Here is a 24,122-nt window from a genome sequence, read left to right as displayed (position 1 = left end):
CGTGGTCGCGGAACCCCGGTCCTTCTGGCGGAACCCGTTCGCGCTTGCCCAAGGCAACGGGATCGACGGTTTCCGGGCGAGTTCGATAACGACCCGGACTACAGGGGTGGCGCATTTGGTGACAGCCCTGCAAAGGTGTGGCCACCGGAAGGTTAGGCGGGCCCGCCGCGGGTAGGACCCGGGCACCGGCAGCCCTCCGTCACCGGTGCGACACAACAGGTGCAAATGCAGCGGATGCCGACTGCGGTCGGGAGCAGTATCGTTCGAGACGGGTCGACACACACCCGGAGGTGAGGCAGGGCGATGACGACCATCGTCGTGGGTTATGTGCCGAAGGCGGAAGGCCGTGCGGCCCTTCGGCGCGCAGCGGAGGAGGCAACGCTGCGAGACGCCAAGCTGGTGGTGGTGAACTCGCACCGAGGTGGGCGCAGCTTCGACAGCGACGAGGCTGCGGCGAGTGACGCCGCATTGACGGAAGTACGGGAGCAGCTCGACTCGACCGGTGTGCCGTACGAGGTGCGGCAGCTGGTGCGTGGCCTGGACCCGGCGGAGGACCTGGTGGCCGTCGCCGAGCAGGTGCATGCGGAGTTCATCGTGATCGGGCTGCGGCGCCGTTCCCCGGTCGGCAAGCTCATCCTCGGCAGCAACGCGCAGCGGGTGCTGCTCGATGCTCCGTGTCCGGTGCTGGCCGTGAAGGCCGAGCCTGAGTTGTTAGATGGGGAGGAGGACTGAGGTGACTTCGACACGCAGCAGGAAGCTGTGCCTTGCGCAGCAGCCCGACGCCGACGAGATGCTGAGCAGAGATCCGTTCGCCCTGCTGGTCGGCATGCTGCTCGACCAGCAGATTCCGATGGAGCGGGCGTTCGCCGGCCCGGTCGCGATCTCGAAGCGGATGATCGGTCCCTTCGACCCGCAGACGGTCGCGCACTACGACCCGGACGCGTTCGTCGAGGTGGTGGCCGGTCCGCCGGCCGTGCACCGGTTCCCGACCGCGATGGCGGCCCGGATCCAGACGCTCGCAAAGCACCTCGACGACCAGTACGCAGGGAACGCGTCGGGCCTGTGGTCCGACGTGAAATCGGGGGACGACCTGCTGGCCAGGCTGTCGGCGCTGCCGGGGTTCGGTGCGCAGAAGGCGAAGATCTTCGTCGCACTGCTCGGCAAGCAGCTGAAGGTCCGGCCGCGCGGCTGGCGCGAAGCCTCCGAGCCGTACGGCGAGGACGGCGCGTTCAAGTCGGTCGCGGACGTCATCGACGTGGCGTCGCTGGTCAAGGTGCGGCAGTTCAAGCAGGAGCAGCAGATGGTTCGGCAGCGGGTGGTGGCGCGTCCACTACGGCAGACCCGCAACGGGTGAGACGATCGACGGCGGCGGCCCCCCTGAAATGACGTCAGCGGGGGGTCGCGCGACGCTTGGGCTTGGTTCGCGGATTACAATGGACTGTTGCCGCCGCCTGACCAGCGAGCAGCCGCGAACCGCAGTACCCCAAGACTCAGCAACACAACGTCGTACCGTCGTACAAACCCTGCGTCAGACGAGAGGTAATTCGTGTCGTCCAGCTCGTCCGAGAATCTTCCCGCCGAGCCGGCCCGGACCGTGGCCGCCACGGCCCGTAGCACGGCTCCGAGGACCAGCGCCCGAGTGACCGACCCCGCTGCCAAGAAGGCGGCCGCGAAGAAGGCGGCGGTGAAGGCCGCCGGCACCAAGGAGGACGGTATCCCCGCGAAGAAGGCCGCTGCCAAGAAGGCTACGGCGAAGAAGGCAGTGTCCGAGGCGGGTCTGGCGATCGACCCGAAGACCGGCAAGCCGCGCGCGCTCGACGACGTGGACGAGTCCGACTTCAGCCCGGAAGCGGTGAAGCCGCTGGAGAAGGAGCTCACCGAGGACCAGGGCTTCATCGTCTCCGAGGCCGACGAGACCGACGAGCCCGAGCAGCAGGTGATGGTCGCGGGAGCCACCGCGGACCCGGTCAAGGACTACCTGAAGCAGATCGGCAAGGTCCCGCTGCTGAACGCCGAGCAGGAGGTCGAGCTCGCCAAGCGGATCGAGGCCGGCCTGTTCGCGGAGGAGCAGACCGCCGACGAGGCCGCCAAGCTCAAGGAGAAGGTCCGCGACGAGTACGAGTGGATCTCCGAGGACGGCCGGCGCGCCAAGAACCACCTGCTCGAGGCCAACCTGCGCCTGGTGGTGTCGTTGGCCAAGCGCTACACCGGCCGCGGCATGCTGTTCCTGGACCTGATCCAGGAGGGCAACCTCGGTCTGATCCGCGCGGTGGAGAAGTTCGACTACACCAAGGGCTACAAGTTCTCGACGTACGCGACCTGGTGGATCCGGCAGGCGATCACCCGCGCGATGGCCGACCAGGCCCGCACCATCCGCATCCCGGTGCACATGGTCGAGGTCATCAACAAGCTCGCCCGCGTCCAGCGGCAGATGCTGCAGGACCTCGGCCGCGAACCCACTCCGGAAGAGCTCGCCAAGGAGCTCGACATGACCCCGGAGAAGGTCATCGAGGTGCAGAAGTACGGTCGCGAGCCGATCTCGCTGCACACGCCGCTCGGCGAGGACGGCGACTCCGAGTTCGGTGACCTGATCGAGGACTCCGAGGCGATCGTGCCGGCCGAGGCCGTCTCGTTCACGCTGCTCCAGGAGCAGCTGCACGCGGTCCTCGACACGCTGTCCGAGCGCGAGGCCGGTGTGGTCTCGATGCGCTTCGGTCTCACCGACGGCCAGCCGAAGACGCTCGACGAGATCGGCAAGGTGTACGGCGTGACCCGCGAGCGGATCCGCCAGATCGAGTCCAAGACCATGTCGAAGCTCCGGCACCCGTCGCGCTCGCAGGTCCTCCGGGATTACCTGGACTGATGTCATGACGCAGTGGATCGCCGGCGTGGTTGCGTCGGTGATCCCTGCGCTCGACACGGCTTCACTGGCCGCCGCCGTTCTCACGGCGGCGGCCTTGCTGTTGGCGCTGGTCGTCGTCGCGCGGTCCGCGGCGCGCTCCCCGCTCGTCTCGCCGCTTCCGGCGCGGGTCAGCGCCACCCGGGCCAATGCCCGGCGCACCGCCTATCTCTCCCTCCGGGATCCCGACGCCGCCGGCAGACCCCGACCACGAGCCCCGGGACAGTAGCGCTCCACCTCGCTACCTGTTCCTACACACTCGTGGAGTCTTGCTGTGCCTTCCTTTCTGGAGGCACCGGTCGCCGGTGCCTATCACTTGCTCACGTCCCTCGTCGCCACCCTCGAACCGCTCACCGGTGCGTACGCCGCGGTCATCGCGATCGTGCTGTGCACCCTCGCCGTACGGCTGTCCCTCGTCCCGCTGAGCGTGCGGGCGCACCGCGGGTTGAAGGCCCGCGCGGAGTTGATGCCGCAGCTGAAGCAGTTGACCGAGCGGCATCGCGACAACCCGGAGCGCCTGCAACGTGAAGTTGCGAAGCTGCAGACGGAATCCGGTACGTCGTTGTTCGCCGGCTTCCTGCCGATGCTCGCGCAGCTGCCGTTCTTCTGGCTGATGTACACGCTGTTCTCGCGGACCGTCGTAGCGGGGGAGTCGAACCAGCTCATCAGCGGCAGCCTTCTCGGCGCCCCACTCGGCGTGCACTGGCCAATCCTCACCGGCACCCCGGCGTACGTCGTGATCGCGGTACTGCTCACTGTCGTCGCATGGTTCTCAGCCCGACTCCAGCTACGCCAGCTGGACCCATCGGCAACCACGCTGTCACGGCGCCTCGCCCAACTGCTGCCCTTCGGCACGCTCCTGACGGCCGCCTTCGTACCCCTCGCCGCCGGCCTCTACCTCCTCACAACCACCACCTGGACCCTCGCCGAACGCACAATCCTCCAACGCTAGTCGCCGCCGGCAATAGCCGTTGCCTTCCGGCAATCCATTCTGTTACCGTCTTTATTAAAGCCGGTTCCATAATGGGTTGGGGTCGATGGACACTGCACGCGGCGCCGCCCAGGCGGAGCGATCTGCGAACCAGGTCGCGTGCCTGCGTTTCCTCGCCGACGCCGACGAGGCGCGTACGGTCGGGGCGATCAGTGAAGGCACCGGCCTGTCGCGTCCGACTGTGCATGCCGTCCTGGACGATCTCCTCGAGACCGGGCTGGTCGAGGCGGCCAGCCCGGCGACGGCCGGTCCAGGCCGACCTGCTCGTGCCTTCCGGTTCGCGCGCGAGACCGGACTGGTCGCCGGCGTCGACCTCGGCCCCCGCGGAGCCCGCGCAATCATCTGCGACCTCTCCGGCCGCCGCGTCGGCTACGCCGAGATACAGCCCGCCAAGCAAGCGGACCTATCGCTAATCCCACGCGCCCTCCAAGCCGCGGCCAACTCGATCACCCCCGCCGAACTCGACCTTGGGCGGCTGCGGGCGGTTGGGGTTGGGCTGCCGGGGGTGGTTGAGGCGGATGGGCGGTTGCGGGCGAGTCTGGCGATGCCGGATCTGGTTGGTCTGCCTGTGGCGGAGTTGCTGGCGAAGGAGCTTGGACAGCCGATCGTCGTGGACAACGACATCAAGCTCGCGGCGCTGGCGGAGCAACGTGGCGGCGCGGGTCGTGGGTACTCCGATGTCGTCTACCTCCAGATCGGTCATCGGCTGTCCGTGTCGATCGTTCTGAACGGAGTCATCCGGCAGGGCCGCCACCGGCTCGCGGGTGAGCTCGGCGCGCAGCGCGGCATGCGGTGGACGCGCAACGCGCAGCGCGGACAGCTGGTGTGGTCCGTGCGACCGACCAGCGCGGAAGTCCTGAGCGCGGCCGCGGCAGGCGACGCCGACGCGCAGGCGGAGCTCGAGGATTTCTGCGCGCAGATCGCCGGGCGGATCGCGACCGTGCTGCTGGTCGTCGATCCCGAGGTCGTGGTCGTGCGCGGCGGGGCCTTGCAGGACAGCGGCGCTCTGCTTCGTCCGCTCGCGACAGCGGTCGAGCAGGAATTGGTCTTCCCCGAACGTCCACCCTTCGTCGCCTCGGCGCTGGGGCGCGAGGCGGTGGTGCTCGGGGCGGTCGGCAATGCGTTCGACCGGTGCAGCTCAGGTATCTACGGTGTCCACGACTACCCCAGTCCGTGGGCCCACATCACTCACGAACTCGAGAGGACCACGCAGTGAAGCTAGGAGTCAGCTCGTATTGCTTCCGCCAGCTCATGACGAGCGGCGAAATGGATTTGATCGGGGTCCTGGACTGGGTCGCGGCCTCCTCGGCCGGGCACATCGAGGTCGCCGCGATGGACGGCGAGTACTACCTGGAGAACGAGAACGTCGTCCGCGACACGGCCAAGCACGCCGAGGAGATCGGCGTACCGATCGTGAACTACCTGGTCAGCGGCGACCTGCGGACCGCCGACACCGCGGAGATCGACCGCCTCCGCAAGCAGTTGGACGTCGCGCACCGGTTCGGCGCGCGGATCTTCCGGCACGACGTCGCGCCGTGGGCGTGGCGTGAGCAGGACCCGGGCGAGTTCGAGACGACGTTCGCGAAGGTCGTCGAGGGTTGCCGCGCGGTCGCCGACCACGCCGCGGACCTGGGCATCGTGTCGACGATCGAGAACCACGGTTTCTTCATGAACGGCAGCGACCGGCTGGCCCGGCTCGTGTACGCCGTGGATCGCCCGAACTTCCGGGTCACGCTCGACCTCGGCAACGGCCTGTGCGTCGGCGAGGTGCCCGGCAAGACCGCCGCCGGACTGATCGACGTCGCGGCATCCATCGGCGTGAAGGACTTCCACATCCGCCGTTCGGCGGGTGACGGCTGGCTCAAGACGCTGGCCGGCGACTACCTGCTCGGGACGGTGACGGGCCACGGCGACGTCGACGTACCCGGTCTGCTGGCACTTGTCGCCACCAAGCCCGACGTACCGGTGAGCCTGGAGTTCGAGGGCATGGAGGCACCGCTGCCGGCCATCGAGCGCTCGCTCGCCAACATCATCCGACTGACCGAAAGCGTGGCGTGACATGACGACGCGGATTGCAGTGATCGGGCTCGGCTCGATCGCCGTCGAGCACCTGAAGGCGTACCAAACGAACCCGCAGGCCGAGCTCGTGGCCGTGTGCGACGTGGACCTCGAGCGGGCGAAGGCGCGCGGTGAGCAGTTCGGCGTGGAGCGGGTGACCGGCTCCGCCGAGGAGATCTTCTCGGACCCGGACGTCGACGCGGTGAGCGTGTGCGTACCGAACACGCTGCACGCCCCGATCGCCGAGGCGGCGCTGCGGGCCGGAAAGAACGTCCTGGTCGAGAAGCCGATGACCGTGACGGTGCCCGAGGCCGAGGCGCTGGTGAAGGCGGTCGAGGAGACCGGGAAGGCGCTGCAGGTCGGTTACGTACGGCGGTACGCGCCGAACGCCCTGGTCACGAAGCGGTTCCTGGACGCGGGCGAGTTCGGTGACATCTACGCGGCGCGGGCCACGCTGCTGCGGACGGCCGGCAACCCCGGCGGCTGGTTCGGTGACGTGGAGCTGTCCGGCGGCGGTCCGCTGATCGACCTCGGCGTCCACATCATCGACCTGTGCTGGTACCTGATGGGGATGCCGAAGGCGGTGTCCGCGTCCGGGGCGACGTTCGCGCCGCTGGGCGCCCGCGACAACATCCAGAACCTGACCCGGTACAAGGCGGCGTCGGCGGCGCGGCCGAACACGGTCGAGGACTTCGCGACGGCGCAGATCCGGTTCGAGGGCGGGGCGGTCCTCGACGTGGCCACGTCCTTCTCGCTGCACGCGCGTAACGAGATCAGCGTCCGGATCCACGGTGACAAGGGCGGCGCGGAGATCGAGCCGGAGCTGCTGATGGTCACCGAGCGGCACGACACACTGCTGCACGTCCAGCCGCAGATCGACTCGCTCGGGTTCGACTTCAAGGTCGGGTTCGCGAACCAGATCGACCACTTCCTGCGGATCTGCCGTGGCGAGATCCCGGCCGACGCGACCGCGGAGCAGGGCCTGGAGATGGCCCGGATGCTGACCGCGATCTACGAGTCCGCGAAGAGCGGCGCCGAGGTGAAGATCACCCGCTGACCTGGTCGGTTGCCCGGGGTGGTCGACCCCGGGCAACCGGTCCGCGTCACAGGCGAGCTTCGAGGCCGTCCAGGATTCTGGCGAGGCCGTAGCTGAAGCTGTCCTCGCCGCCCGCCTCGAGGTCGGTGTTGCTGTTGGCGGCGTACAGCGCTCGCATGTGCGGATACGGCTCGGCGGCCTTGACCGCTGCCGGCCAGACCTCGGCCTGCCACGCAGCCATGTCCTTCCCGCTGCGCTTGAGCTTGGTGACGGTCGCGGCCTCGACCGACGCGACACCGATCACGTAGCCGAGCACGGTGTTGGCGGCCTGGTCTGCCTCGATCAGCTCGAAGCCGGCGGCCAGATAGGTGCCGAGCAGGTCGTCGGAGATCCGCATCAGGTTCGGGCCCAGGTAGTTCATGCCCACGTCGGCGAGGGTGGGCGCCACCCACGGGTGCCGGACGATCATCGCGCGCACGCTGCGCGCCGCGGCTTCTGCTGCCGGGCGCCACGCCGACGGATCGGTCACGCGCGGCACCTCGACCTCGCCGTACACCTCGTCGACGACGAGTTCGAGCAGCTCGTCCTTGTTCGCGACGTGCCAGTACACCGCCGTCGCCACCGCGCCGAGCGCCGCGCCGAGTTTGCGCATCGTGAGCGCCTCCAGCCCGTCGGCGTCCAGCAGCTTGATCGCCTCCGCGACGATCTGCTCCTGGGTCAGCGCGGGCTGCTCACGACGCCGGCCGCGCTTCGGCCGGGTCCAGACCGATGTGTACTCCTCGCTCGCCATGCCTCCACCCTAGCCGATGATTGAACACTGTGCAGGACTTGACCGATGTTCAATTCTAATTGCACACTGTTCAGGCAAGCTGAACGCTGTTCAAGAAGATGACTCGAGGAGGTGCGCGATGACCGCTCGGCATCCGCGCAGGTGGCTGATTCTGATCGTGCTCTGCCTGAGCACGATGGTGCTGGTGCTGGACAACGGGGTCCTGAACGTCGCGATCCCGGTACTGACCGAGGATCTCGGTGCGAGCGCGCAGGAGATCCAGTGGATCGTCGCGAGCTACATCCTGGTGTTCGCCGGGCTGCTGCTGACGGCCGGCAGCCTGTCCGACCGGTACGGGCGCAAGAAGGTGATGATCGCCGGCCTGGCGATCTTCGGGGCCGCGTCCCTGCTGGCGACGTACGCTGGGACTCCGGAGATGCTGATCGCGGGACGGGTGCTGATGGGCGTCGGCGGCGCGGTCGTCATGCCCAGCACGCTGTCGGTGCTGATCACGGTCTTCGATGACGACGAGCGCCGCAAGGCGATGTCGATCTGGAGCTCGGTACTGATGGTCGGGCTGATCGGCGGGCCGGTGCTCGGCGGGGCGCTGATCGCGAAGTTCTGGTGGGGCTCGGTGTTCCTGATCAACGTGCCGGTGGCGGTGCTGGCGATCGCGGCGGCCGTGGTCCTGATGCCGGAGTCGAAGGGGCCGTGGCGCAAGCCCGACCCGATCGGTGCGCTGCTGTCGATGGTCGGGCTGGTGTCGTTGGTCTGGGTGATCATCGAGTTGCCGGAGCACGGGGTTTCGTGGCCCATGCTCGTAGTTGCCGTTGCCGGACTGACGTTGTTCGTGGTGTGGGAGCTGCGGACGCCGGTGCCGATGGTGCCGTTGGCGCTCTTCCGCGACCGGAACTTCAGTGGCGGCAGCCTGTCGCTCGTGCTGCTGCAGATCGCCAACGGCGGGTTGATTCTGGCGCTGACGCAGTACCTGCAGTTCGTGCTCGGGTTCTCGCCGACGAAGGCTGGTCTGGCGATGGCGCCGATGGCGGTGGCCGTCATCCTGGTGAACGGTGTCGGGGTGACGCTCGGTCAGAAGATCGGGAACCGGCCGATGACGGTTGCAGGGTTGGTCGTGCTGGCCGGCGGCTTCTGGGTGATGTCGAGGCTGACCGCGGACGACGGGTTCGGGATGGTCGCTCTGGCGTTGGGTGTGTTCGGTGTGGGTGCGGGTCTGGCTCAGCCTGCGGCGACGGCGGCGCTGATGGGCGCCGTGCCGCACGAGCATGCCGGTGTCGGGTCGGCGTTGAACGACACCGTGCAGCAGGCGGGTGCGGCGTTGGGGATCGCGATCCTCGGGTCGGCACTGGCGAACAACTTCACCGCGAAGATGCCGGAGTCGGCGCCGGCCGTCGCGCGACGCTCGATCGGCGAAGCATTCGCTGTCGGAGACGCGGGGTTGGCCGACATCGCCCGGAAGGCCTTTGCGGAGGCGATGTCGGGCACCTTCGTGGTGAGCGCCGTCGCGGTGCTGGGGTCTGCGGTGCTGGCGCTCGCGCTCCTGCGGGACAAGAAGGCGACAGCTGACGAACAGATCAAGGACGAGGTTGCCGTCAGTTGAGTAGGGCGGTGGTGAGGGAGTTGGCGTTTTGTTCGAGCCAGGTTTGGCGGGCGCGGATCTTGTCGCCGACTCCCTCGGTCCACATCCGCTGCCAGCCGCCGCCGAGGGTTTCGGCGCGGTACTTCATCGTGTGCCAGGCGCGCTCGTTCAATCCGATCGTCAGCTCCAGTGTGCGGGCGCGGTCGGCGGGGGAGAGGTCGTAGGCGTCGGCGAGGAGCCGGCAGCGGCGCGGACGGTCGAGGCCGCGGAGCTCGGGGTCGAGATCGGCGTCGACGCCGAGCGGGGCCCACCACAGCATCAGGTTCACGAACTCACGAGCCCGGCTCACCGGGCGGGCGAGATCGAAGTCGATCAGGGCGTACGCGCGACCTTCCCGGAAGACCACGTTCTCCGGCGTCACGTCCTGATGCCCGACCAGCTCCGGCGGATCGTTCAGGTCCGGCAAGCCCGGCGGTTCGATCGGCGCGGGCAGGTTCTCCGGGATCCCGAATCCCTCGACGGCGTCGTCGTACGCACGCAGCAGCCGCGCGACCGAGACCATCCGCTCCTCGTCGGCGATCCACGGCGGCCGCGGGCGGCCCGCGACCTCACCCTCGACGTACGTGAGCGCCTGCCGGCCGGCGGAGTCGATGCCGAGGAACCGCGGTGCGCCGTCGAACCCGACCTTCTCCAGGTGCAGCAGGACGTCCTGGACAAGTTCGGCACGCTCGCCGGGCGGGCGCCGTACCGTGTCGCCGACGCGCACCAGGCCCTCGGTCACGTCGCCGCCGAGCAGCGGGATCTCTTCGCCGTCCTCGATCACTCAAAGCCTCATTCCGCTGGATGAAACGTTTGTCTGCACAAAGAAGGCCTGCACGGTAGCGTGCCACGATCCGGGCTCTCACTGAATTAACTGGACCGCGCGAACCTGAGCGTCGCGCTGCCGTTCATCGAGGACGACCTGCACCTCGACCTGAGCAACGCCGAGAAGGGCCTGATCCTCGGCGCGTTCTTCTGGGCGTACGACGGGGCGATGCTGGCGGCGGGCCGGTTCGCGGACAAGGTGGGCGCGCGGAAGGCGTTCACGTTCGCCGCGCTGTGGCCGCGCTGACGCCGCTGGCGCGCGGGTTCTGGTCGTTGTTCGCGTTCCGGTTCGCGCTCGGCGCGGGGGAGGCACCGGCGTACCCGAGTGCGACCAAGGCCGCGTCGCGGTGGTTCCCGGCGCACGAGCGGGCGTTCGCGAGCGCGGTGATCGACTCGGGTTCGCGGGTCGGGACGGTGCTGTCGCTGCCGGTCGTGACCGGGCTGATCGCGCTGGTCAGCTGGCACTTCTCGTTCGTCGTCCTCGGCGTCCTCGGGATCATGATCGCGGCGGTCTGGTACTGGTACTACCGCGACCCGATGGAGCACCGGCACGCGAACGCCGAGGAGCATTCCTACATCGCTTCGAACGGTGCGCGGCTCGACGAGAACGACTCCGAGGCCGCGGCGCAGGTGCGCTGGCGGGACCTGTTCCGGTACCGGACGATCCGGGGCATGATGCTCGGGTTCTTCTGCCTGAACTTCGTCATCTACTTCTTCCTCACCTGGTTCCCGTGGTACCTGAAGGACGCCCGCGGGCTCGACCTGAAGGAGCTCGGGACGCTCGGCACGTTGCCCGGTATCACCGCGATCGCCGGCGGGTGGATCGCCGGCATCGTCGCCGACCGGCGGATTCGGGCCGGCGCGGACGTGACGCGCGTGCGGAAGACCGTGATGGTCGGCGGGCTGCTCGGCGGTGCGGCGATCGTGTTCGCGGCGCCCGCGAAGTCGGTGTACGTCGCGTTGCTGTTCCTGGCGATCTCGTACGCGAGCCTGGCGATCGCGGCGACGGGGATCTGGTCCTTGCCGGGTGACGTGGCGCCGTCGTCGCGGCACGTGGCGTCGATCGGAGGCATCCAGAACTTCGCGTCGAACATCGCGGGGATCATCAGCCCGTACGTCTTCGGCCTGCTGCTCGACATCTACCACGGGTCGTACCTGCCGTCGTTCGCCGTCGCGGGGGTGGTGGCGGTGATCGGCGCGCTGACGTACGCGTTCGTGGTCGGGAAGGCGGAGCCGCTGCCGGTCCGCGACAACTAGGTTTTGCCAACCCGGCAAGATTGTTTGCCGCTTCGTGCCGAGGTCGCGCACCATCGGTGCATGACCACCGAACAGCTCCCTGACGAGCACTGGAACGCGTTCTACACCGAGCACGAGCAGATCTGGAGCGGCAAGCCGAACGTCGCCTTCGTCGACGAGGTGTCCGGCCTGACGCCGGGCCGGGCGCTCGACCTCGGCTGCGGCGAAGGGGCCGACGCGATCTGGCTCGCTGGGCGGGGCTGGACAGTGACGGCCGTTGATATCTCGACGGTCGCGTTGGGGCGTGCGGCTGAGCATGCGAAGGCGGCTAGGGTCGGCGACCGGATCGACTGGCAGCAGCACGAGCTGGGGAAGTCGTTCCCGGACGGCGAGTTCGACCTGGTGTCCGCGCAGTTCCTGCACTCCAAGACCGAGCTGCCGCGCGACGGGATCTTGCGGAGCGCGGCGGCCGCTGTCGCGCGAGGCGGCGTACTGCTGATCGAGGGCCACCTGGGCTTCCCGCCTGGAGAGCACAACCCGCATCCCGACATTCACTTCCCGGAGCCCGATGAGGTGATCGAGAGCCTGGCGCTTCCGGACGGTGAATGGGAGACGCTGGTCAGTCGCGTGCACGACCGGGCGCAGGTGCTGCGTGACGGCGTACCGATCAATCGCCGCGACTGCACGGTCAAGCTGCGCCGTCACTGAGCCGTCACTGGGCCTTGTTCACCTGGGCGTCATCCGCGGGGCCGAGTCTGTGCTCATGAACACGCCTGATCTGGTGCAAGAGTTCGGCTTCCGCGTGCTGGACGAGGAGGACGACGACCCGGTGCTGCTGCGCGCCGACGGTACATCGGTGGACACCTGGCGCGAGGGATACCCGTACGGCGAGCGGCTGGCGCGGGAGATCTACGACCGGGACAAGCGGCTGTTGCAGATCGAGCTGCTGAAGCTGCAGTACTGGGTGAAGCGGTCGAAGCAGCGGCTGGTGATCGTGTTCGAGGGGCGTGACGCAGCCGGCAAGGGCGGGACGATCAAGCGGTTCATGGAGCACCTCAATCCACGCGGGGCGAGGATCGTTGCGCTGGAGAAGCCGACGGAGCGTGAGCAGACGCAGTGGTACTTCCAGCGGTACGTCGCGCATCTGCCGGCGGCTGGTGAGATGGCGTTGTTCGACCGCTCCTGGTACAACCGCGCGTGCGTCGAGCACGTGATGGGGTACTGCGACCAGGAGCAGTACGAGGAGTTCATGCGGCAGGCGCCCGAGTTCGAACGGATGCTGGTGCGGTCCGGGATTCTGCTGGTGAAGCTGTGGTTCTCGGTGTCGCAGGCGGAACAGCAAACGCGGTTCACGATCCGTCAGATCGATCCGGTGCGGCAGTGGAAACTCTCACCGACCGACCTTGCCTCGCTCGACAAGTGGCAGGCGTACACCGAGGCCAAGGAGGCGATGTTCCACTACACCGACACGCCCCACGCCCCCTGGACCGTTGTCAAAAGCAACGACAAGAAACGCGCCCGCCTCGAAGCCATGCGCCACGTCCTCTCCCTCTACAACTACACCGACAAGGACGAAGACCTAGTAGGCCACCCCGACCCCAAACTCCTAGGCCCCGCCGCCCAAGTCCTAGAACACGGCGAGTCCGCCAACCGAACCTTCCCGAAGCTGTAACCACCCGGTACGCCGTACGCGGGGGGCTTAGGTGGTGAGGGGGAGGTGGACGGTGAAGGTGGCGCCGTGGGGGATGGTGTCGGTGGTGGTTACGTGGCCGTGGTGGGCGGCTACCAGGGCGGCGACTATGGAGAGGCCTAGGCCGGAGCCGCCGGTGGAGCGGGTTCGGGCGGTGTCTACTCGGTAGAAGCGTTCGAAGATGCGGGCCTTCTGTTCGTCGGTGAGGCCGGGGCCGGTGTCGCTGACCTCGAGGATGGCTTCGGAGCCGCGGGTGCCGACGGAGACGGTGATGGGCGCGTCGACGGGGGTGTAGTGGAGGGCGTTGCTCACCAGGTTCCCGAGGACCTGCCGCAGCCGTGCCTCGTCGCCGGAGACGACCGGCGCCTCCGAGTCGGGCAGGATCGTCAAAGAGATGTGGCGGTCGGGCTGGACGGCTTGCGCGTTGTGCAGTGCGTCGGCCGCGATCGGGAGCAGGTCCACGGACTCCGAACGCAACGGTCGTTGCTGGTCCAGTCGCGCGAGCAGCAGCAGGTCGTCGACGAGCAGCCCCATCCGCTTGGCCTCGTCCTCGATCCGGCGCATCGTGTCGGCGTCGGTCACGTCACCCCGGTGCCGGGCCAGCTCCGCGAACCCCCGGATCGACGTCAACGGCGTACGCAACTCATGGGAAGCGTCCGCCACGAACCGCCGCATCCGGTCCTCGGACTGCCGAGCGGCCTCCTCCGACTGCCTCGCCGCATCCTCACTGCGCCGCGCCGCGAACTCCGACGCGGTGCGCTGCGCGAACGCCGTCTCGATCTGCCCGAGCATCTGGTTCAGGGCGAGCGACAACCGCCCGACCTCGGTCCGCGGGTCGCGCTGCGGCACCCGTCGGCTCAGATCCCCGCCGGCGATCGCGACAGCGGTGTGCTCCACGTCCTCCAGCCCGCGCAGACTTCGCCGTACGACGTAAGTCCCGAGGCCTGCGAGCAGCACCAGCAGGATCACCCCGGCCGCGGCCTGGATCCCGACGAGCCGCTGGATCGTGTGGTCCATGTCCTTGAGACTCTGCGCCACCATGACCGATCCGTCGCCGTTGGCATTCTCGACCGCAAGCACCCGCCATCGAGCACCACCAGAGACTGCATCCACCACGAACGGCCGCCCGTCGCGCGCACGGACCTGGTTGAGGTTCAGAACGGGCAGCTTCGGCAGCGGATCTGGATCGGCGAGCCGCGCACCGTACGCACCGTCGGCGCTACTCCCGTCCGCCTCGTTGAACTGCACGACGAAAGCACTCGGTAGCGGCCGTCGGTCCCCGAAGCCTCCCGGAGGCGGCGGACGCCGGTCCTTCCCGACGTGGGCGAGCTGCGAGGCCGTCTGCTGCAGTTGCTCGTCGACGCGGTCGATGAGGTAGCCGCGCATGATCGTGGTCGCCAGCACACCGGATGCGGCCAGTGCGAGCGCGACCAGCGCCAGCAGGACCACGACGATGGTGACGCGCAGCGGGTACCGGTCGGCGAACCGCCGGTGGTTCAGTTGCATCAGTTGGGGCCTCGCGGAGTACGCAGGACGTAGCCGACCCCGCGGACGGTGTGGAGCAGCTTCTGGTCGCCGGTGTCGACCTTACGGCGCAGGTAGGACATGTACGACTCGACCACGCCGGCGTCTCCGGCGAAGTCGTAGTTCCACACCGCGGACAGGATCTGGCCCTTCGACATCACCCGCTCGGCGTTCTCCAGCAGGCACCGCAGCAGCTTGAACTCGGTCAACGACAGCTGGACGGCCTGACCGGACTTGAAGACCTCGTAGCTGTCCTCGTTCAGCTCCAGGTCCGCATAACGCAGTACGGCGGCCTCGGTCGTGGTCTGTTCGCGGTGACCGGAACGGCGGAGCAGCGCACGGACACGGGCGACCAGTTCGTCGAGGCTGAACGGCTTCGTGACGTAGTCGTCGCCGCCGGTCTGCAGGCCGAGCACCTTGTCCTCGACCGCGTCCCGGGCGGTGAGGAACAGCACCGGCACGTGCCGGTCCTCACCGCGCAAGCGGCGTACGACCTCGAAACCGTCCAGCCCCGGCATCATCACGTCGAGCACGACCAGGTCCGGCTCCACGTCCCGCGCCTTGCGCAGCGCCTCGGCGCCGTGGGTCGCCGTGGTCACGTCGTACCCGGCGAAACGCAAACTTGCGGACAGCAGCTCGACGATGTTCGGCTCGTCGTCGACAACCAGCAGATGCGGACTCATGGTCTCAGTGTGCAGGCGATTCCCATGCGAACCCTGGAAGGTTCCTGGCAATCACCTGTGAGTCGTCCGCGACTACCCAGAGCGAACTCACCGGGGACCGTGCTTGAACCCCCACTTCTGGCCCGCCGCGTCACGGACGGTCCCGTCGTTCACCGAGCTGGCGGTCGCCTTACCGTCGGTGACCACGGCCGTTACGGTCACGGTGTTCCCGGTCTTGACGTCGTCGATCCCGTCGCGGGCCGCGTTCACCAGCGTGTCCTCGGTCAGCGTGTAGGTCCGGCTGTACCCGTCTTCGCTCTTCACGGTGATCGAGTCCTTGCTGACCGCGGTGACCTCGCCGCGCTGGGTCGCGACGGTCTGGTACCCGCCGCCGTCCTTCGGTACGACGAACTCGCCGTGCAGCGCCCCGCCGAGCCCGAACTCGCCCCGATGCCCGAAGCCCTTGCCGGGTCCACCAGGTTCACCAGGCTTCTGCTGGCCGGGTGTCGCCGGGCTGGAGGGGGAGGCCGACGGCGACGGCGTCGGGTCCGCGTTGCTGGTGGCCCAAGCGACCCCGCCGGCCGTGGTGGTCACGGCCACGGCGGCCACGGTGCCGAGCAGCCGCCATCGCTTCTGTGAGAGCTTCATCCTGCTGTGCCTTCCGTACTGCGTACCGGGACGTCACCCGGCACTGTTCCTTCCCACGGTGGCGCGCGGAGCTTAGACAAACCTCTGCTGCGGATAAGAACAGCCTGGCAATCACCTAAGAAACGGTGCACGGCCAACGGCTCAGACGATGAACAGGACCGCGATCAGCCAGACAGCAGCGGCGAGGGAGGTGCCGACGAGCTCGATCAGGATGGACACGCCGGTCTGCCGCAGCGCGTGCTTGGTCGAGGTCCAGGCGGCGGCGTTGTCGCGCTGGCGCTGCAGCTCGGACAGGTAGACGCCGATCGGGAAGCCGACGAACATGCCGACCACCGGGATCACGAAAAACCCGACGATGCCGAGCAGGATCCCGAAGACCATCGACCGCCGCGGAACGCCGGCCTCGCGGAGCCGCCGCTCCGGTACGACGTACTTCACCACCTGACTCGCACCGATCAGGACCACGGCGATCGCGAACACCACCCACCCGATCGCGCTGCGCTCGACGAGCGCCCAGACCAGGATCGCCGCCAGACTGAGGATCGCCCCGGGCAGGATCGGTACGACGATGCCCACGATCCCGACGAAGATCGCGATCCCGACCAGTACGGTCACCCCTGTCTCCATACCCACACTCTCTCGCATCAGGGCACCTTTAGGGTGGAGACATGTCCCCATTGCACGAACTGGTCACCGCCCTTGCTGCCCCGTGGGTGGTCCTGTCGCCCCGGTCCGGTCAGCTCACCGGTTCCGGCGCCGAGGGCGTGTACGCCCGGGACCGCCGCATCCTGTCCCACCTGAGCGTGACGGTCGACGGACGCGAGCCGCTCCCGGTGCATGTCGACGAACGGGACGCGGCCACCCATCAGTACGTCGCGATGGTCGAGGGGCTCGGCGACACCCGGCACGACCCGACCGTGATGCTGTACCGGACAAGGACCGTCGACTCCGAAGGTCTGACCGAGCGGATCACGCTGGTGAACCGTTCCCGGTCCGCGATCGAAGGCCGGCTGGATGTTGCCCTCGGCACCGATCTCGCCGGTACGGCGGCGGTCCGCAGCGGCGCCGCCGCCGGCCTGCCGCAACTCGCACCGCTCCCGGACGGCCCTGGACGCACGCGTTGGGAGAGCGACGACACCCGCGTCGTCGTCACCGCCGACCCCGGCGTCTCGGCCACACCGCGTGTCGAGCCGGGGGAGGAGTTCACCATCACCGTGCGCGTGACGGCCGACTTCCCGAAGTCGAACACCGGCTTCTCGATCGAGCCGCCGGCCGAGCGCACGCCGTACGACGTCACTGTCCGCTGTGACGACAAACGCGTCGAACGCTGGCTGGACCGTTCCCTGGAGGACGTCCGCGCGCTCCAGCTCGCCGCGGACGCCGACCGCTACCTCGGCGCCGGCCCGCCCTGGTACCTCACGCTCTTCGGCCGCGACTCGCTGATCTCGTCGGGCATGCTGATCCCCGTCGACCCGACGCTCGCGGCCGGCACGCTGCGTGCGCTGGCCGCCCGGCAAGGCACCAAGGTCGACGCCGGGTCCGCCGAGCAGCCGGGCAAGATCCCGCACGAGCTCCGCGCCGAGGTCGCCGACCACGGTGGCGGACTGGTCCTCCCGGCCGTGTACTACGGCACCCACGACGCGACCCAGCTGTGGATCATGACGCTGCACAAGGCGTGGCGCTGGGGCATGCCCGCCGACGAGGTTCGCGACCTACTGCCGAACCTGAAGCGCGCCCTCACCTGGATGAAGGAGTACGCCGACCCGGACGGCGACGGCTTCCTCGAGTACGTCGACGAGTCGGGCCATGGGTTGGCGAACCAGGGCTGGAAGGACTCCAACGACGCCGTGCAGTGGCCGGACGGGACCCTGGCGACGGCACCGATCGCGCTGTGCGAGGTGCAGGGATACGCGTACGCCGCTGCCGTGAAGGGCGCCGAGCTGCTCGAGGCGTACGGCGAGTCCGGCGACGAGTGGCGCGCCTGGGCGGCCGCACTGCAGGAACGCTTCCGCGCCGCGTTCTGGGTCGACGGCTACCCGGCGATCGCGCTCGACGGCGCGAAGAACCCGGTCGTCGGGCGTGCCTCGAACATGGGCCACCTGCTCGGCACGGGGCTGCTCGACGCGGACGAGGAGCAGACGGTCGCCGACGTGCTGGCCGGCGACGACCTGAACAGTGGCTTCGGGCTGCGCACGTTGTCGACCGCGATGACCCGCTTCAACCCACTCGGCTACCACACCGGCAGCGTGTGGCCGCACGACACCGCGATGACGGTCGAAGGCCTGTTCGCGAGCGGTCAGTCCGACGTGGCGTCGTCGTACGTCGAAGGGCTGGTTCGTGCTGCGGAGGCGTTCGACTACCGCCTGCCGGAGTTGTACGGCGGTCGCGGGACGAGCGCCGAGAGTACGCCGACGCCGTACCCGCTCTCGTGCAGTCCGCAGGCGTGGGCTGCAGCCTCGGCGGTTGCTGTCCTGGTGGCCGCGTTCGGCATCGAGCCCGACGTACCTGGTGGCACGCTGACGATCAATGCCGCTGACTCGGTGCCTTGGCAGGTGCTCGAACTCGGCGGGTTGTGGGTCGGCGGCGAGACGTTGTCGGTGCGGTTCGAGAACGGCTCAGTCGTGGTGGTGGAGGCCCCTCAGAGTGCCGTGATCAGCGCGAACGCGGACAGCCCGAGGTAGATCGCCGCGACGATCAGGTTGCGGCGGCGGCTCGTCGTACGGACCCCGCGGAAGCGGCGACCGACGGCGTCCGCGCCGACCGCGTAGCAGAGGTCGAGCGTGAGGCCGATCAGCAAGGCGCCGACGCCGAGCAGCAGGAGTTCGGTGCGGAGCTGAGCGGGATCGGCGCCGCGGGTCGCGAACTGCGGCAGGAACGCCAGGAAGAACAGCGCGGCCTTCGGGTTGAGCAGGTTCACCACGACGCCGTCGCGGAACACGCGGCCGAGTGGCGCGGCCTGGATATCGGCTGCGTGGTCGTTCGCGGGAGCCTTGAGCAGCTTGAGACCGAGGTACGCGAGGTAGAGCGCCCCGGCGACGGTGATCGCGGTGAAGAGCGTGGGCGACGCCTGCACGAGGGTCGCGAGACCGAGCGCCGTGACGACGATGTACACGAGCGTCCCGGTCTCGATGGCCAGTGCCGAGACGACGCCCGCGCGACGGCCCTGGGTGAGGCTGCGGAGCGAGATGTACAGGTTGTTCGGCCCCGGCATTCCGACCAGCACCACCGTCGCGCCGGTGAACCCCAGCAGCTGACCGATCATCATGTCTTCTCACTCCTGCTCTCGAACTGGACTGCCTTCCGGTACTAGCCTGGCGGCGCGAGAAGCAGTCCACCCGAGCCAATCCGAGGAGAAGTGGACCGTTCTGGAGACCCGTCGGCACTGGCCGACCTGATCGGCCATCGGCTGAGCACCCGTAGCGGCGGCCTGTACCGGCGGCTGGCCGACGAGATCGCCGCTCTGATCGGCTCCGCCGAGCTCCCGGTCGGTGCCCGCCTCCCGGCCGAACGACGGCTCGCCGACTCGTTGGCGATCAGTCGCTCGACGGTCGTCGCGGCGTACGACGAACTCCGCGCCCGCGGCCTGGTCGAGAGCCGGCGCGGCAGCGGTACGACGGTCGCCCGCGCGGCCGGACGTGGTCGTTCACGATCGGACAAGCAGATGCCGGCCGGGTACGGCGAGTCGCTGTTCCACCGCATCACGGTCGGACCGGGTGAGGTCATCTCGCTCACGTACGCCGTGGATCCCGGGCTGCCCGAACTCTCGTCGGAGCTCATCGAGCTGGCGTCCGACGAGCTGCCCGCGCTGCTCGGCGATGTCGGGTACCACCCGCGCGGTCTGCCGGTGCTGCGCGAGCGGATCGCGGAACACTTCACCGAGGGCGGACTGCCGACGTCGCCGGACGAGATCGTGGTGACGACCGGCGCGCACCAGGCGATCGCGCTGGCGACGCAGATGTACCTGCGCCAGGGCGCCGCGGTCGCCATCGAGCAGCCGAGCTGGCCCGGATGCTTCGACCTGTTCGGCGCGGCCGGCGGGCGAGTGGTCGGCGTACCGCTGGACGACGCCGGGATCCGGCCGGATCTGCTCGAGGCCGCGTTCGCGGAGCACCAGCCGGCGATGCTGTTCGTGATGCCGACGTTCCACAACCCGACCGGCGGGCTGATGTCGGCGAACCGTCGTCGGCAGGTCGCGGAGCTGGCGGCGCGGCACAAGGTCGTCGTGGTCGAGGACAACGCGTACTCGGCATGGGATCCGGCCGGTCCGGAGATCCCGCCGCCGCTGGCGGCGTACGCGCCGGACGATGCGGAGGTGCTGACGATCGGGTCGGTGTCGAAGGCCGCGTGGGGTGGACTGCGGATCGGATGGATCCGCGCGTCGCGGCCGTTGGCTGAGCGGCTGGCGCGGCACAAGGCGCTGGCCGATCTCGGGAGTCCCGTCATCGACCAGGCACTGACCGCGCGGCTGCTGCCGCGGCTCACCGAGCTGACGTCGGCGCGGGCGCGGCTGGCGACCGTACGGAAGAAGCTGATGGGGGAGTTGCTGACCGAACGACTGCCGGACTGGGAATGGTCGTCGCCGGTGGGCGGGTCGGCGCTGTGGGTCCGGTTGCCGGACACAGACGCGCGGGTGTTCGCGCAAGTCGCCTTGCGGCACGGCGTCGAGGTGGTGGCCGGGCAGGCGATGGATCCGTCGGGTGCGCACGACGACTACCTACGGGTGCCGTTCGCCTACTCCGAGCAAGTGCTCGATGATGCGGTCACGCGGTTGTCGCGGGCCTGGCAGGAACTGCGGCGGCACGGGCCCGGTCCCGGCGTACCTGTCGTGTAAGCCTTTTGGGCAAAAAGAGGGATGGCGGTTCACCGTCTCGGGTGAACCGCCATCGAAGCCTGTGATGACTTTGGCGCCGACGCTGGCGCGTTTGTTACAGCGTGTGGGTCACCGCTCGTCGTCTACGGCGACCGTGGAGGGGGTGGCTTCGAGCCGACCGGTCTCGTCGTGGATGGTGATCGCGATGTCGCGCAGCTTTTCCGAGTGCTCGCGGCCGTGGTGGGCGCAGAAAAGTAGCTCCCCACCGCTGGTCAGGGTGACTCGGACGTAGGCCTGCGCACCGCAGCGGTCACAACGATCCGCGGCCGACAGCGCCGAACTCGGGGCGAGTGCTGTAGTCATTGAGGCCTCATCTCATCTAGTTCCGTACTCACCAGATAGCAACATCCTGACACGTGGATCGCTTCCCGGTGGGGACAACGTGTCCGTATGTGAGACGAACCACCTGTCTTCGTATGACGCTTGCTGACGCGGAATCGTTTCTTCGCCGGGCGATTTTCTGGTGAGACACGGAGGCGGGGTGCTTCTTCTCTCACTGTGCGCCATGGAACCGTCACCGTCTGCTCGGAATCGGAGTGTCGTACGCCACTCTTAATCGAGTCCGGATCGATACCTGTCGCGACATGTATCACCGGTACCCACCGGCCAGTCGTCACGGGCCCCGCCTGCCACGTTTTGGGGGTCCGGCCGCATAGGCTGTCGTGTGTAAGTGTGGCAATCCAGTGAAGGAGCCCTGTGGCCGCCCCGACGCCTCGCAGTACCGAGATCGACCCGGCGTACAACGCCCGCCATCTGCTCGTCCTCGAAGGTCTCGAGGCGGTCCGGAAGCGGCCCGGTATGTACATCGGCTCCACCGACAGCCGCGGCCTGATGCACTGCCTGTGGGAGATCATCGACAACGCCGTCGACGAGGCCCTGGCCGGGCACGGCGAGCGGATCGACGTCGTGCTCCACAAGGACGGCTCGGTCGAGGTGGTCGACCGCGCGCGTGGCATCCCGGTCGACATCGAGCCGAAGACCAAGCTCAGCGGTGTCGAGGTCGTGTTCACCAAGCTGCACGCCGGCGGCAAGTTCGGCGGCGGGTCGTACAACGCGTCCGGCGGTCTGCACGGTGTCGGCGCGTCGGTGGTGAACGCGCTGTCCGCGCGGCTGGACGTCGAGGTCGACCGCGGCGGCGTGATCTGGACGACGTCGTTCCGGCGCGGTGTCGCCGGTGAGTTCGACGGCGAAGGAGCCGCGGCCGGCTTCACCCCGGCGAAGGGGCTGCGGAAGGCCGGCCGGGCGAAGAAGGGTGTTACTGGCACCCGGATCCGGTACTGGGCGGATCGGCAGATCTTCACCAAGGACGCGACCTTCAACTACGACGAGCTGGTCACCCGGGCGCGGCAGACGTCGTTCCTGGTGCCGGGGCTCGAGCTGGTGATCCGCGACGAGCGCGGCGACGAGGCCACCGAGGAGACCTTCAAGCACGACGGCGGGATCAGCGAGTTCTGCGAGTTCCTGGCGACCGACCAGAAGGTGACCGAGGTCGTCCGGCTGGCCGGGACCGGTCACTTCACCGAGACCGTCCCGATGCTCGACGACGCCGGCCACATGACGCCGACCGACGTCGAGCGGGACCTCGACGTCGACATCGCGGTGCGCTGGGGCGACGGGTACGAGACCGAGCTGCGCTCGTTCGTGAACATCGTCGCGACCCCGAAGGGCGGCACCCACGTCGCCGGGTTCGAGCGCGCGCTGTCGAAGAGTTTCACGAACGCACTAGATGGCACCCGGCTGCTGAAGAGCGGCGAGGAGATCATCAAGGACGACGTACTCGAAGGTCTGACCGCGGTCGTGACGGTGCGGCTGGCCGAGCCGCAGTTCGACGGGCAGACGAAGGAGGTGCTGGGTACGCCGGCGGCGTCGCGGATCGTGGCGAAGGTCGTGCAGTCCGAGCTCGAGTCGTTCCTGACGTCGACGAAACGGGAGCACAAGGCGCAGTCGCGCGCCGTACTGGAGAAGATCGTCGCCGCGTCCCGGACGCGGGTCGCTGCCCGTCAGCACCGGGAGCTGCAGCGGCGGAAGACCGCGCTGGAGTCGTCGGCGCTGCCGGCGAAGCTCGCGGACTGCCGGAGCAACGACGTCGACCGGTCCGAGCTGTTCATCGTCGAGGGTGATTCCGCGCTCGGTACGGCGAAGCTGGCGCGGAGCTCGGAGTTCCAGGCGCTGCTGCCGATCCGGGGCAAGATCCTGAACGTGCAGAAGGCGTCCGTCGGCGACGTCCTGAAGAACGTCGAGTGCGCGTCGATCATCCAGGTGGTCGGGGCGGGGTCGGGCCGCACGTTCGACCTCGAGCAGGCGCGCTACGGCAAGATCATCTTCATGGCGGACGCCGACTCCGACGGCGCCCACATCCGCACGCTGCTCGCGACGCTGTTCTTCCGGTACATGCGGCCGCTGGTGGAGGCGGGGCGCGTCTACACCGCCGTACCGCCGCTGCACCGGTTCGAGCTGACGAACCCGAAGAAGGGGCAGGACAAGTACCTGTACACGTACAGCGACTCGGAGTACCAGCGGAAGACCGCCGAACTGATGAAGAAGGGCGTCCGCTGGAAAGAGCCGCCGCAGCGCTACAAGGGCCTCGGTGAAATGGACGCCGACCAGCTGGCCGAAACCACCATGGACCCCCGGCACCGCACCCTCCGCCGCATCACGGTAGACGACGCCGAAGCCGCCGCCCAGGTCTTCGACCTCCTGATGGGCAACGACGTAGCCCCCCGCAAGGAGTTCCTGGTCCAAGGCGCCTACGAACTAGACGAAAACCGCATCGACATCTAAACGCCACCGCTCCGCGGCGACAACCTTTCAGCCACCTTTGGTGGCGGCGCGCGAGGTGGTGGAGTCGCCGGTGTTTGCGGCGCCGCGACCTGTGGTTGACGGGGTGCGAACTGTTGGTGGCTATCGCATGATGTTCCACAACACGATGTTGTGTGCGTGCGCGGCCTTCTCGTTCCCACGGAACTGGACCTCGTACGTAGTGCCGCTCACCTGTACCGCGATCGTGCTCGTGGACGCGAACTTCCCGAACACGGACTTGTCGGATACGTAGGACACCGACTGGATCTTGCTGTACGGAATGCTCGTCAAGGCGGTCTTCTTGCCGACGAACGAGTTGTCCTGCACGATCACGCGTAGGTTGGTGAGACCGATGAACCCAGTGCCGACACCAAGTCCGTCGTACACGGCGATGATGCTCTCACCGTTGAGCAAGCCGGCACCGATCTTGTCGAGCTGGTCCTGTTTGTCGAACACAGGCTGATTCATGGAGCCCCCCA

Annotated in this window: 23 protein-coding genes and 1 pseudogene; 15 read left to right on the top strand and 9 right to left on the bottom strand. The window is 68.3% G+C overall.

Translation table 11 applies throughout. The features are described 5' to 3' along the window. The first annotated feature begins 303 nt into the window (after positions 1 to 303). The 8 genes from ACLJOO_RS36205 (at position 304) to ACLJOO_RS36170 (ending at position 7,005) form a co-directional block, all read left to right on the top strand. On the top strand, positions 304 to 732 hold the full coding sequence (locus ACLJOO_RS36205) for a universal stress protein (protein ID WP_327634693.1): 429 nt from the start codon (positions 304 to 306) through the stop codon (positions 730 to 732). Position 733: 1 nt separating this feature from the next. Beyond that, entirely contained in the window at positions 734 to 1,354 is a 621-nt protein-coding gene (locus ACLJOO_RS36200; protein ID WP_130385813.1) for an HhH-GPD-type base excision DNA repair protein, read from the top strand. Positions 1,355 to 1,546: 192 nt separating this feature from the next. Beyond that, positions 1,547 to 2,863 (top strand): RNA polymerase sigma factor, encoded by a 1,317-nt coding sequence (locus ACLJOO_RS36195; protein ID WP_410792190.1) that lies wholly within the window; start codon positions 1,547 to 1,549, stop codon positions 2,861 to 2,863. 4 nt (positions 2,864 to 2,867) lie between these two features. Beyond that, a complete protein-coding gene (locus tag ACLJOO_RS36190) occupies positions 2,868 to 3,128 on the top strand; it encodes a DUF6412 domain-containing protein (RefSeq protein WP_410792189.1) in 261 nt (86 codons plus the stop codon). 45 nt (positions 3,129 to 3,173) lie between these two features. After that, positions 3,174 to 3,851: a YidC/Oxa1 family membrane protein insertase gene (locus ACLJOO_RS36185; protein WP_410792188.1), complete on the top strand. Its 678-nt coding sequence runs from the start codon at positions 3,174 to 3,176 to the stop codon at positions 3,849 to 3,851. Positions 3,852 to 3,936: 85 nt separating this feature from the next. Next, positions 3,937 to 5,106, top strand: coding sequence for an ROK family protein (locus ACLJOO_RS36180; RefSeq protein WP_410792187.1), 1,170 nt, complete (start codon positions 3,937 to 3,939; stop codon positions 5,104 to 5,106). A gap of 50 nt (positions 5,107 to 5,156) precedes the next feature. Then, a complete protein-coding gene (locus ACLJOO_RS36175) occupies positions 5,157 to 5,948 on the top strand; it encodes a sugar phosphate isomerase/epimerase family protein (RefSeq protein WP_410792186.1) in 792 nt (263 codons plus the stop codon). 1 nt (position 5,949) lies between these two features. After that, a complete protein-coding gene (locus ACLJOO_RS36170) occupies positions 5,950 to 7,005 on the top strand; it encodes a Gfo/Idh/MocA family protein (protein WP_410792185.1) in 1,056 nt (351 codons plus the stop codon). Between the two features lie 46 nt (positions 7,006 to 7,051). Here the strand turns inward: ACLJOO_RS36170 and ACLJOO_RS36165 are convergent, their stop codons facing one another. Next, positions 7,052 to 7,774, bottom strand: coding sequence for a TetR/AcrR family transcriptional regulator (locus ACLJOO_RS36165; protein ID WP_410792184.1), 723 nt, complete (start codon positions 7,772 to 7,774; stop codon positions 7,052 to 7,054). A gap of 118 nt (positions 7,775 to 7,892) precedes the next feature. Here ACLJOO_RS36165 and ACLJOO_RS36160 point away from each other — a divergent pair, with 118 nt between their 5' ends. Next, positions 7,893 to 9,371 carry an MFS transporter gene (locus ACLJOO_RS36160; protein ID WP_410792183.1) on the top strand — a complete coding sequence of 493 codons (1,479 nt, stop codon included), beginning with the start codon at positions 7,893 to 7,895 and terminating at the stop codon, positions 9,369 to 9,371. Here the strand turns inward: ACLJOO_RS36160 and ACLJOO_RS36155 are convergent. Next, positions 9,364 to 10,173, bottom strand: coding sequence for a phosphotransferase (locus tag ACLJOO_RS36155; RefSeq protein ID WP_410792182.1), 810 nt, complete (start codon positions 10,171 to 10,173; stop codon positions 9,364 to 9,366). The two genes, ACLJOO_RS36160 and ACLJOO_RS36155, sit on opposite strands and share 8 nt — an antisense overlap. 90 nt (positions 10,174 to 10,263) lie before the next feature. On the opposite strand from ACLJOO_RS36155, the pseudogene ACLJOO_RS36150 reads away from it, so the two are divergent. The 3 genes and pseudogenes from ACLJOO_RS36150 (at position 10,264) to ppk2 (ending at position 13,122) form a co-directional block, all read left to right on the top strand. Next, positions 10,264 to 11,471: pseudogene (locus ACLJOO_RS36150) on the top strand (MFS transporter). 60 nt (positions 11,472 to 11,531) lie between these two features. Then, positions 11,532 to 12,158 carry a class I SAM-dependent methyltransferase gene (locus tag ACLJOO_RS36145; protein WP_410792181.1) on the top strand — a complete coding sequence of 209 codons (627 nt, stop codon included), beginning with the start codon at positions 11,532 to 11,534 and terminating at the stop codon, positions 12,156 to 12,158. Positions 12,159 to 12,213: 55 nt separating this feature from the next. Continuing rightward, a complete protein-coding gene (gene ppk2, locus ACLJOO_RS36140; protein ID WP_410792180.1) occupies positions 12,214 to 13,122 on the top strand; it encodes a polyphosphate kinase 2 in 909 nt (302 codons plus the stop codon). Positions 13,123 to 13,149: 27 nt separating this feature from the next. Here the strand turns inward: ppk2 and ACLJOO_RS36135 are convergent, their stop codons facing one another. From ACLJOO_RS36135 to ACLJOO_RS36120, 4 genes are all read right to left on the bottom strand, one after another. Further along, positions 13,150 to 14,646 carry a sensor histidine kinase gene (locus ACLJOO_RS36135; protein ID WP_410792179.1) on the bottom strand — a complete coding sequence of 499 codons (1,497 nt, stop codon included), beginning with the start codon at positions 14,644 to 14,646 and terminating at the stop codon, positions 13,150 to 13,152. Continuing rightward, positions 14,646 to 15,347 carry a response regulator transcription factor gene (locus ACLJOO_RS36130; RefSeq protein WP_130385800.1) on the bottom strand — a complete coding sequence of 234 codons (702 nt, stop codon included), beginning with the start codon at positions 15,345 to 15,347 and terminating at the stop codon, positions 14,646 to 14,648. The genes ACLJOO_RS36135 and ACLJOO_RS36130 overlap by 1 nt, the downstream gene beginning before the upstream one ends. 87 nt (positions 15,348 to 15,434) lie before the next feature. Then, positions 15,435 to 15,974: a hypothetical protein gene (locus ACLJOO_RS36125; protein ID WP_410792178.1), complete on the bottom strand. Its 540-nt coding sequence runs from the start codon at positions 15,972 to 15,974 to the stop codon at positions 15,435 to 15,437. Between the two features lie 141 nt (positions 15,975 to 16,115). Beyond that, positions 16,116 to 16,619: a DUF456 domain-containing protein gene (locus ACLJOO_RS36120; protein ID WP_410792177.1), complete on the bottom strand. Its 504-nt coding sequence runs from the start codon at positions 16,617 to 16,619 to the stop codon at positions 16,116 to 16,118. Positions 16,620 to 16,642: 23 nt separating this feature from the next. Here ACLJOO_RS36120 and ACLJOO_RS36115 point away from each other — a divergent pair, with 23 nt between their 5' ends. Further along, the gene (locus ACLJOO_RS36115; RefSeq protein WP_410792176.1) at positions 16,643 to 18,655 is read left to right on the top strand and encodes a glycogen debranching N-terminal domain-containing protein; all 2,013 of its coding nucleotides are present in this window, start codon (positions 16,643 to 16,645) and stop codon (positions 18,653 to 18,655) included. On the opposite strand, the gene ACLJOO_RS36110 is transcribed toward ACLJOO_RS36115, so the two are convergent. Continuing rightward, complete coding sequence (locus ACLJOO_RS36110) at positions 18,613 to 19,239, bottom strand: LysE family translocator (RefSeq protein WP_410792175.1); 627 nt, start codon at positions 19,237 to 19,239, stop codon at positions 18,613 to 18,615. The two genes, ACLJOO_RS36115 and ACLJOO_RS36110, sit on opposite strands and share 43 nt — an antisense overlap. Before the next feature lie 90 nt (positions 19,240 to 19,329). Between ACLJOO_RS36110 and ACLJOO_RS36105 the strand changes: the two genes are divergently transcribed. Continuing rightward, positions 19,330 to 20,805, top strand: coding sequence for a PLP-dependent aminotransferase family protein (locus ACLJOO_RS36105; protein WP_410792174.1), 1,476 nt, complete (start codon positions 19,330 to 19,332; stop codon positions 20,803 to 20,805). A gap of 108 nt (positions 20,806 to 20,913) precedes the next feature. On the opposite strand, the gene ACLJOO_RS36100 is transcribed toward ACLJOO_RS36105, so the two are convergent. Then, the gene (locus ACLJOO_RS36100) at positions 20,914 to 21,147 is read right to left on the bottom strand and encodes a hypothetical protein (RefSeq protein ID WP_131337995.1); all 234 of its coding nucleotides are present in this window, start codon (positions 21,145 to 21,147) and stop codon (positions 20,914 to 20,916) included. 393 nt (positions 21,148 to 21,540) lie between these two features. On the opposite strand from ACLJOO_RS36100, the gene ACLJOO_RS36095 reads away from it, so the two are divergent. Then, complete coding sequence (locus ACLJOO_RS36095; protein ID WP_410792173.1) at positions 21,541 to 23,625, top strand: type IIA DNA topoisomerase subunit B; 2,085 nt, start codon at positions 21,541 to 21,543, stop codon at positions 23,623 to 23,625. A 120-nt stretch (positions 23,626 to 23,745) separates the two neighbouring features. On the opposite strand, the gene ACLJOO_RS36090 is transcribed toward ACLJOO_RS36095, so the two are convergent. Next, the gene (locus ACLJOO_RS36090) at positions 23,746 to 24,111 is read right to left on the bottom strand and encodes a PH domain-containing protein (protein WP_410792172.1); all 366 of its coding nucleotides are present in this window, start codon (positions 24,109 to 24,111) and stop codon (positions 23,746 to 23,748) included. Between the last annotated feature and the right edge of the window lie 11 nt (positions 24,112 to 24,122).

Origin of the sequence: Kribbella sp. C-35, from assembly GCF_046549195.1 — a bacterium.
Classification (GTDB): domain Bacteria; phylum Actinomycetota; class Actinomycetes; order Propionibacteriales; family Kribbellaceae; genus Kribbella.
Note: the sequence above shows the minus strand (reverse complement) of the source record. Positions and strands in the feature narration are given on the sequence as shown.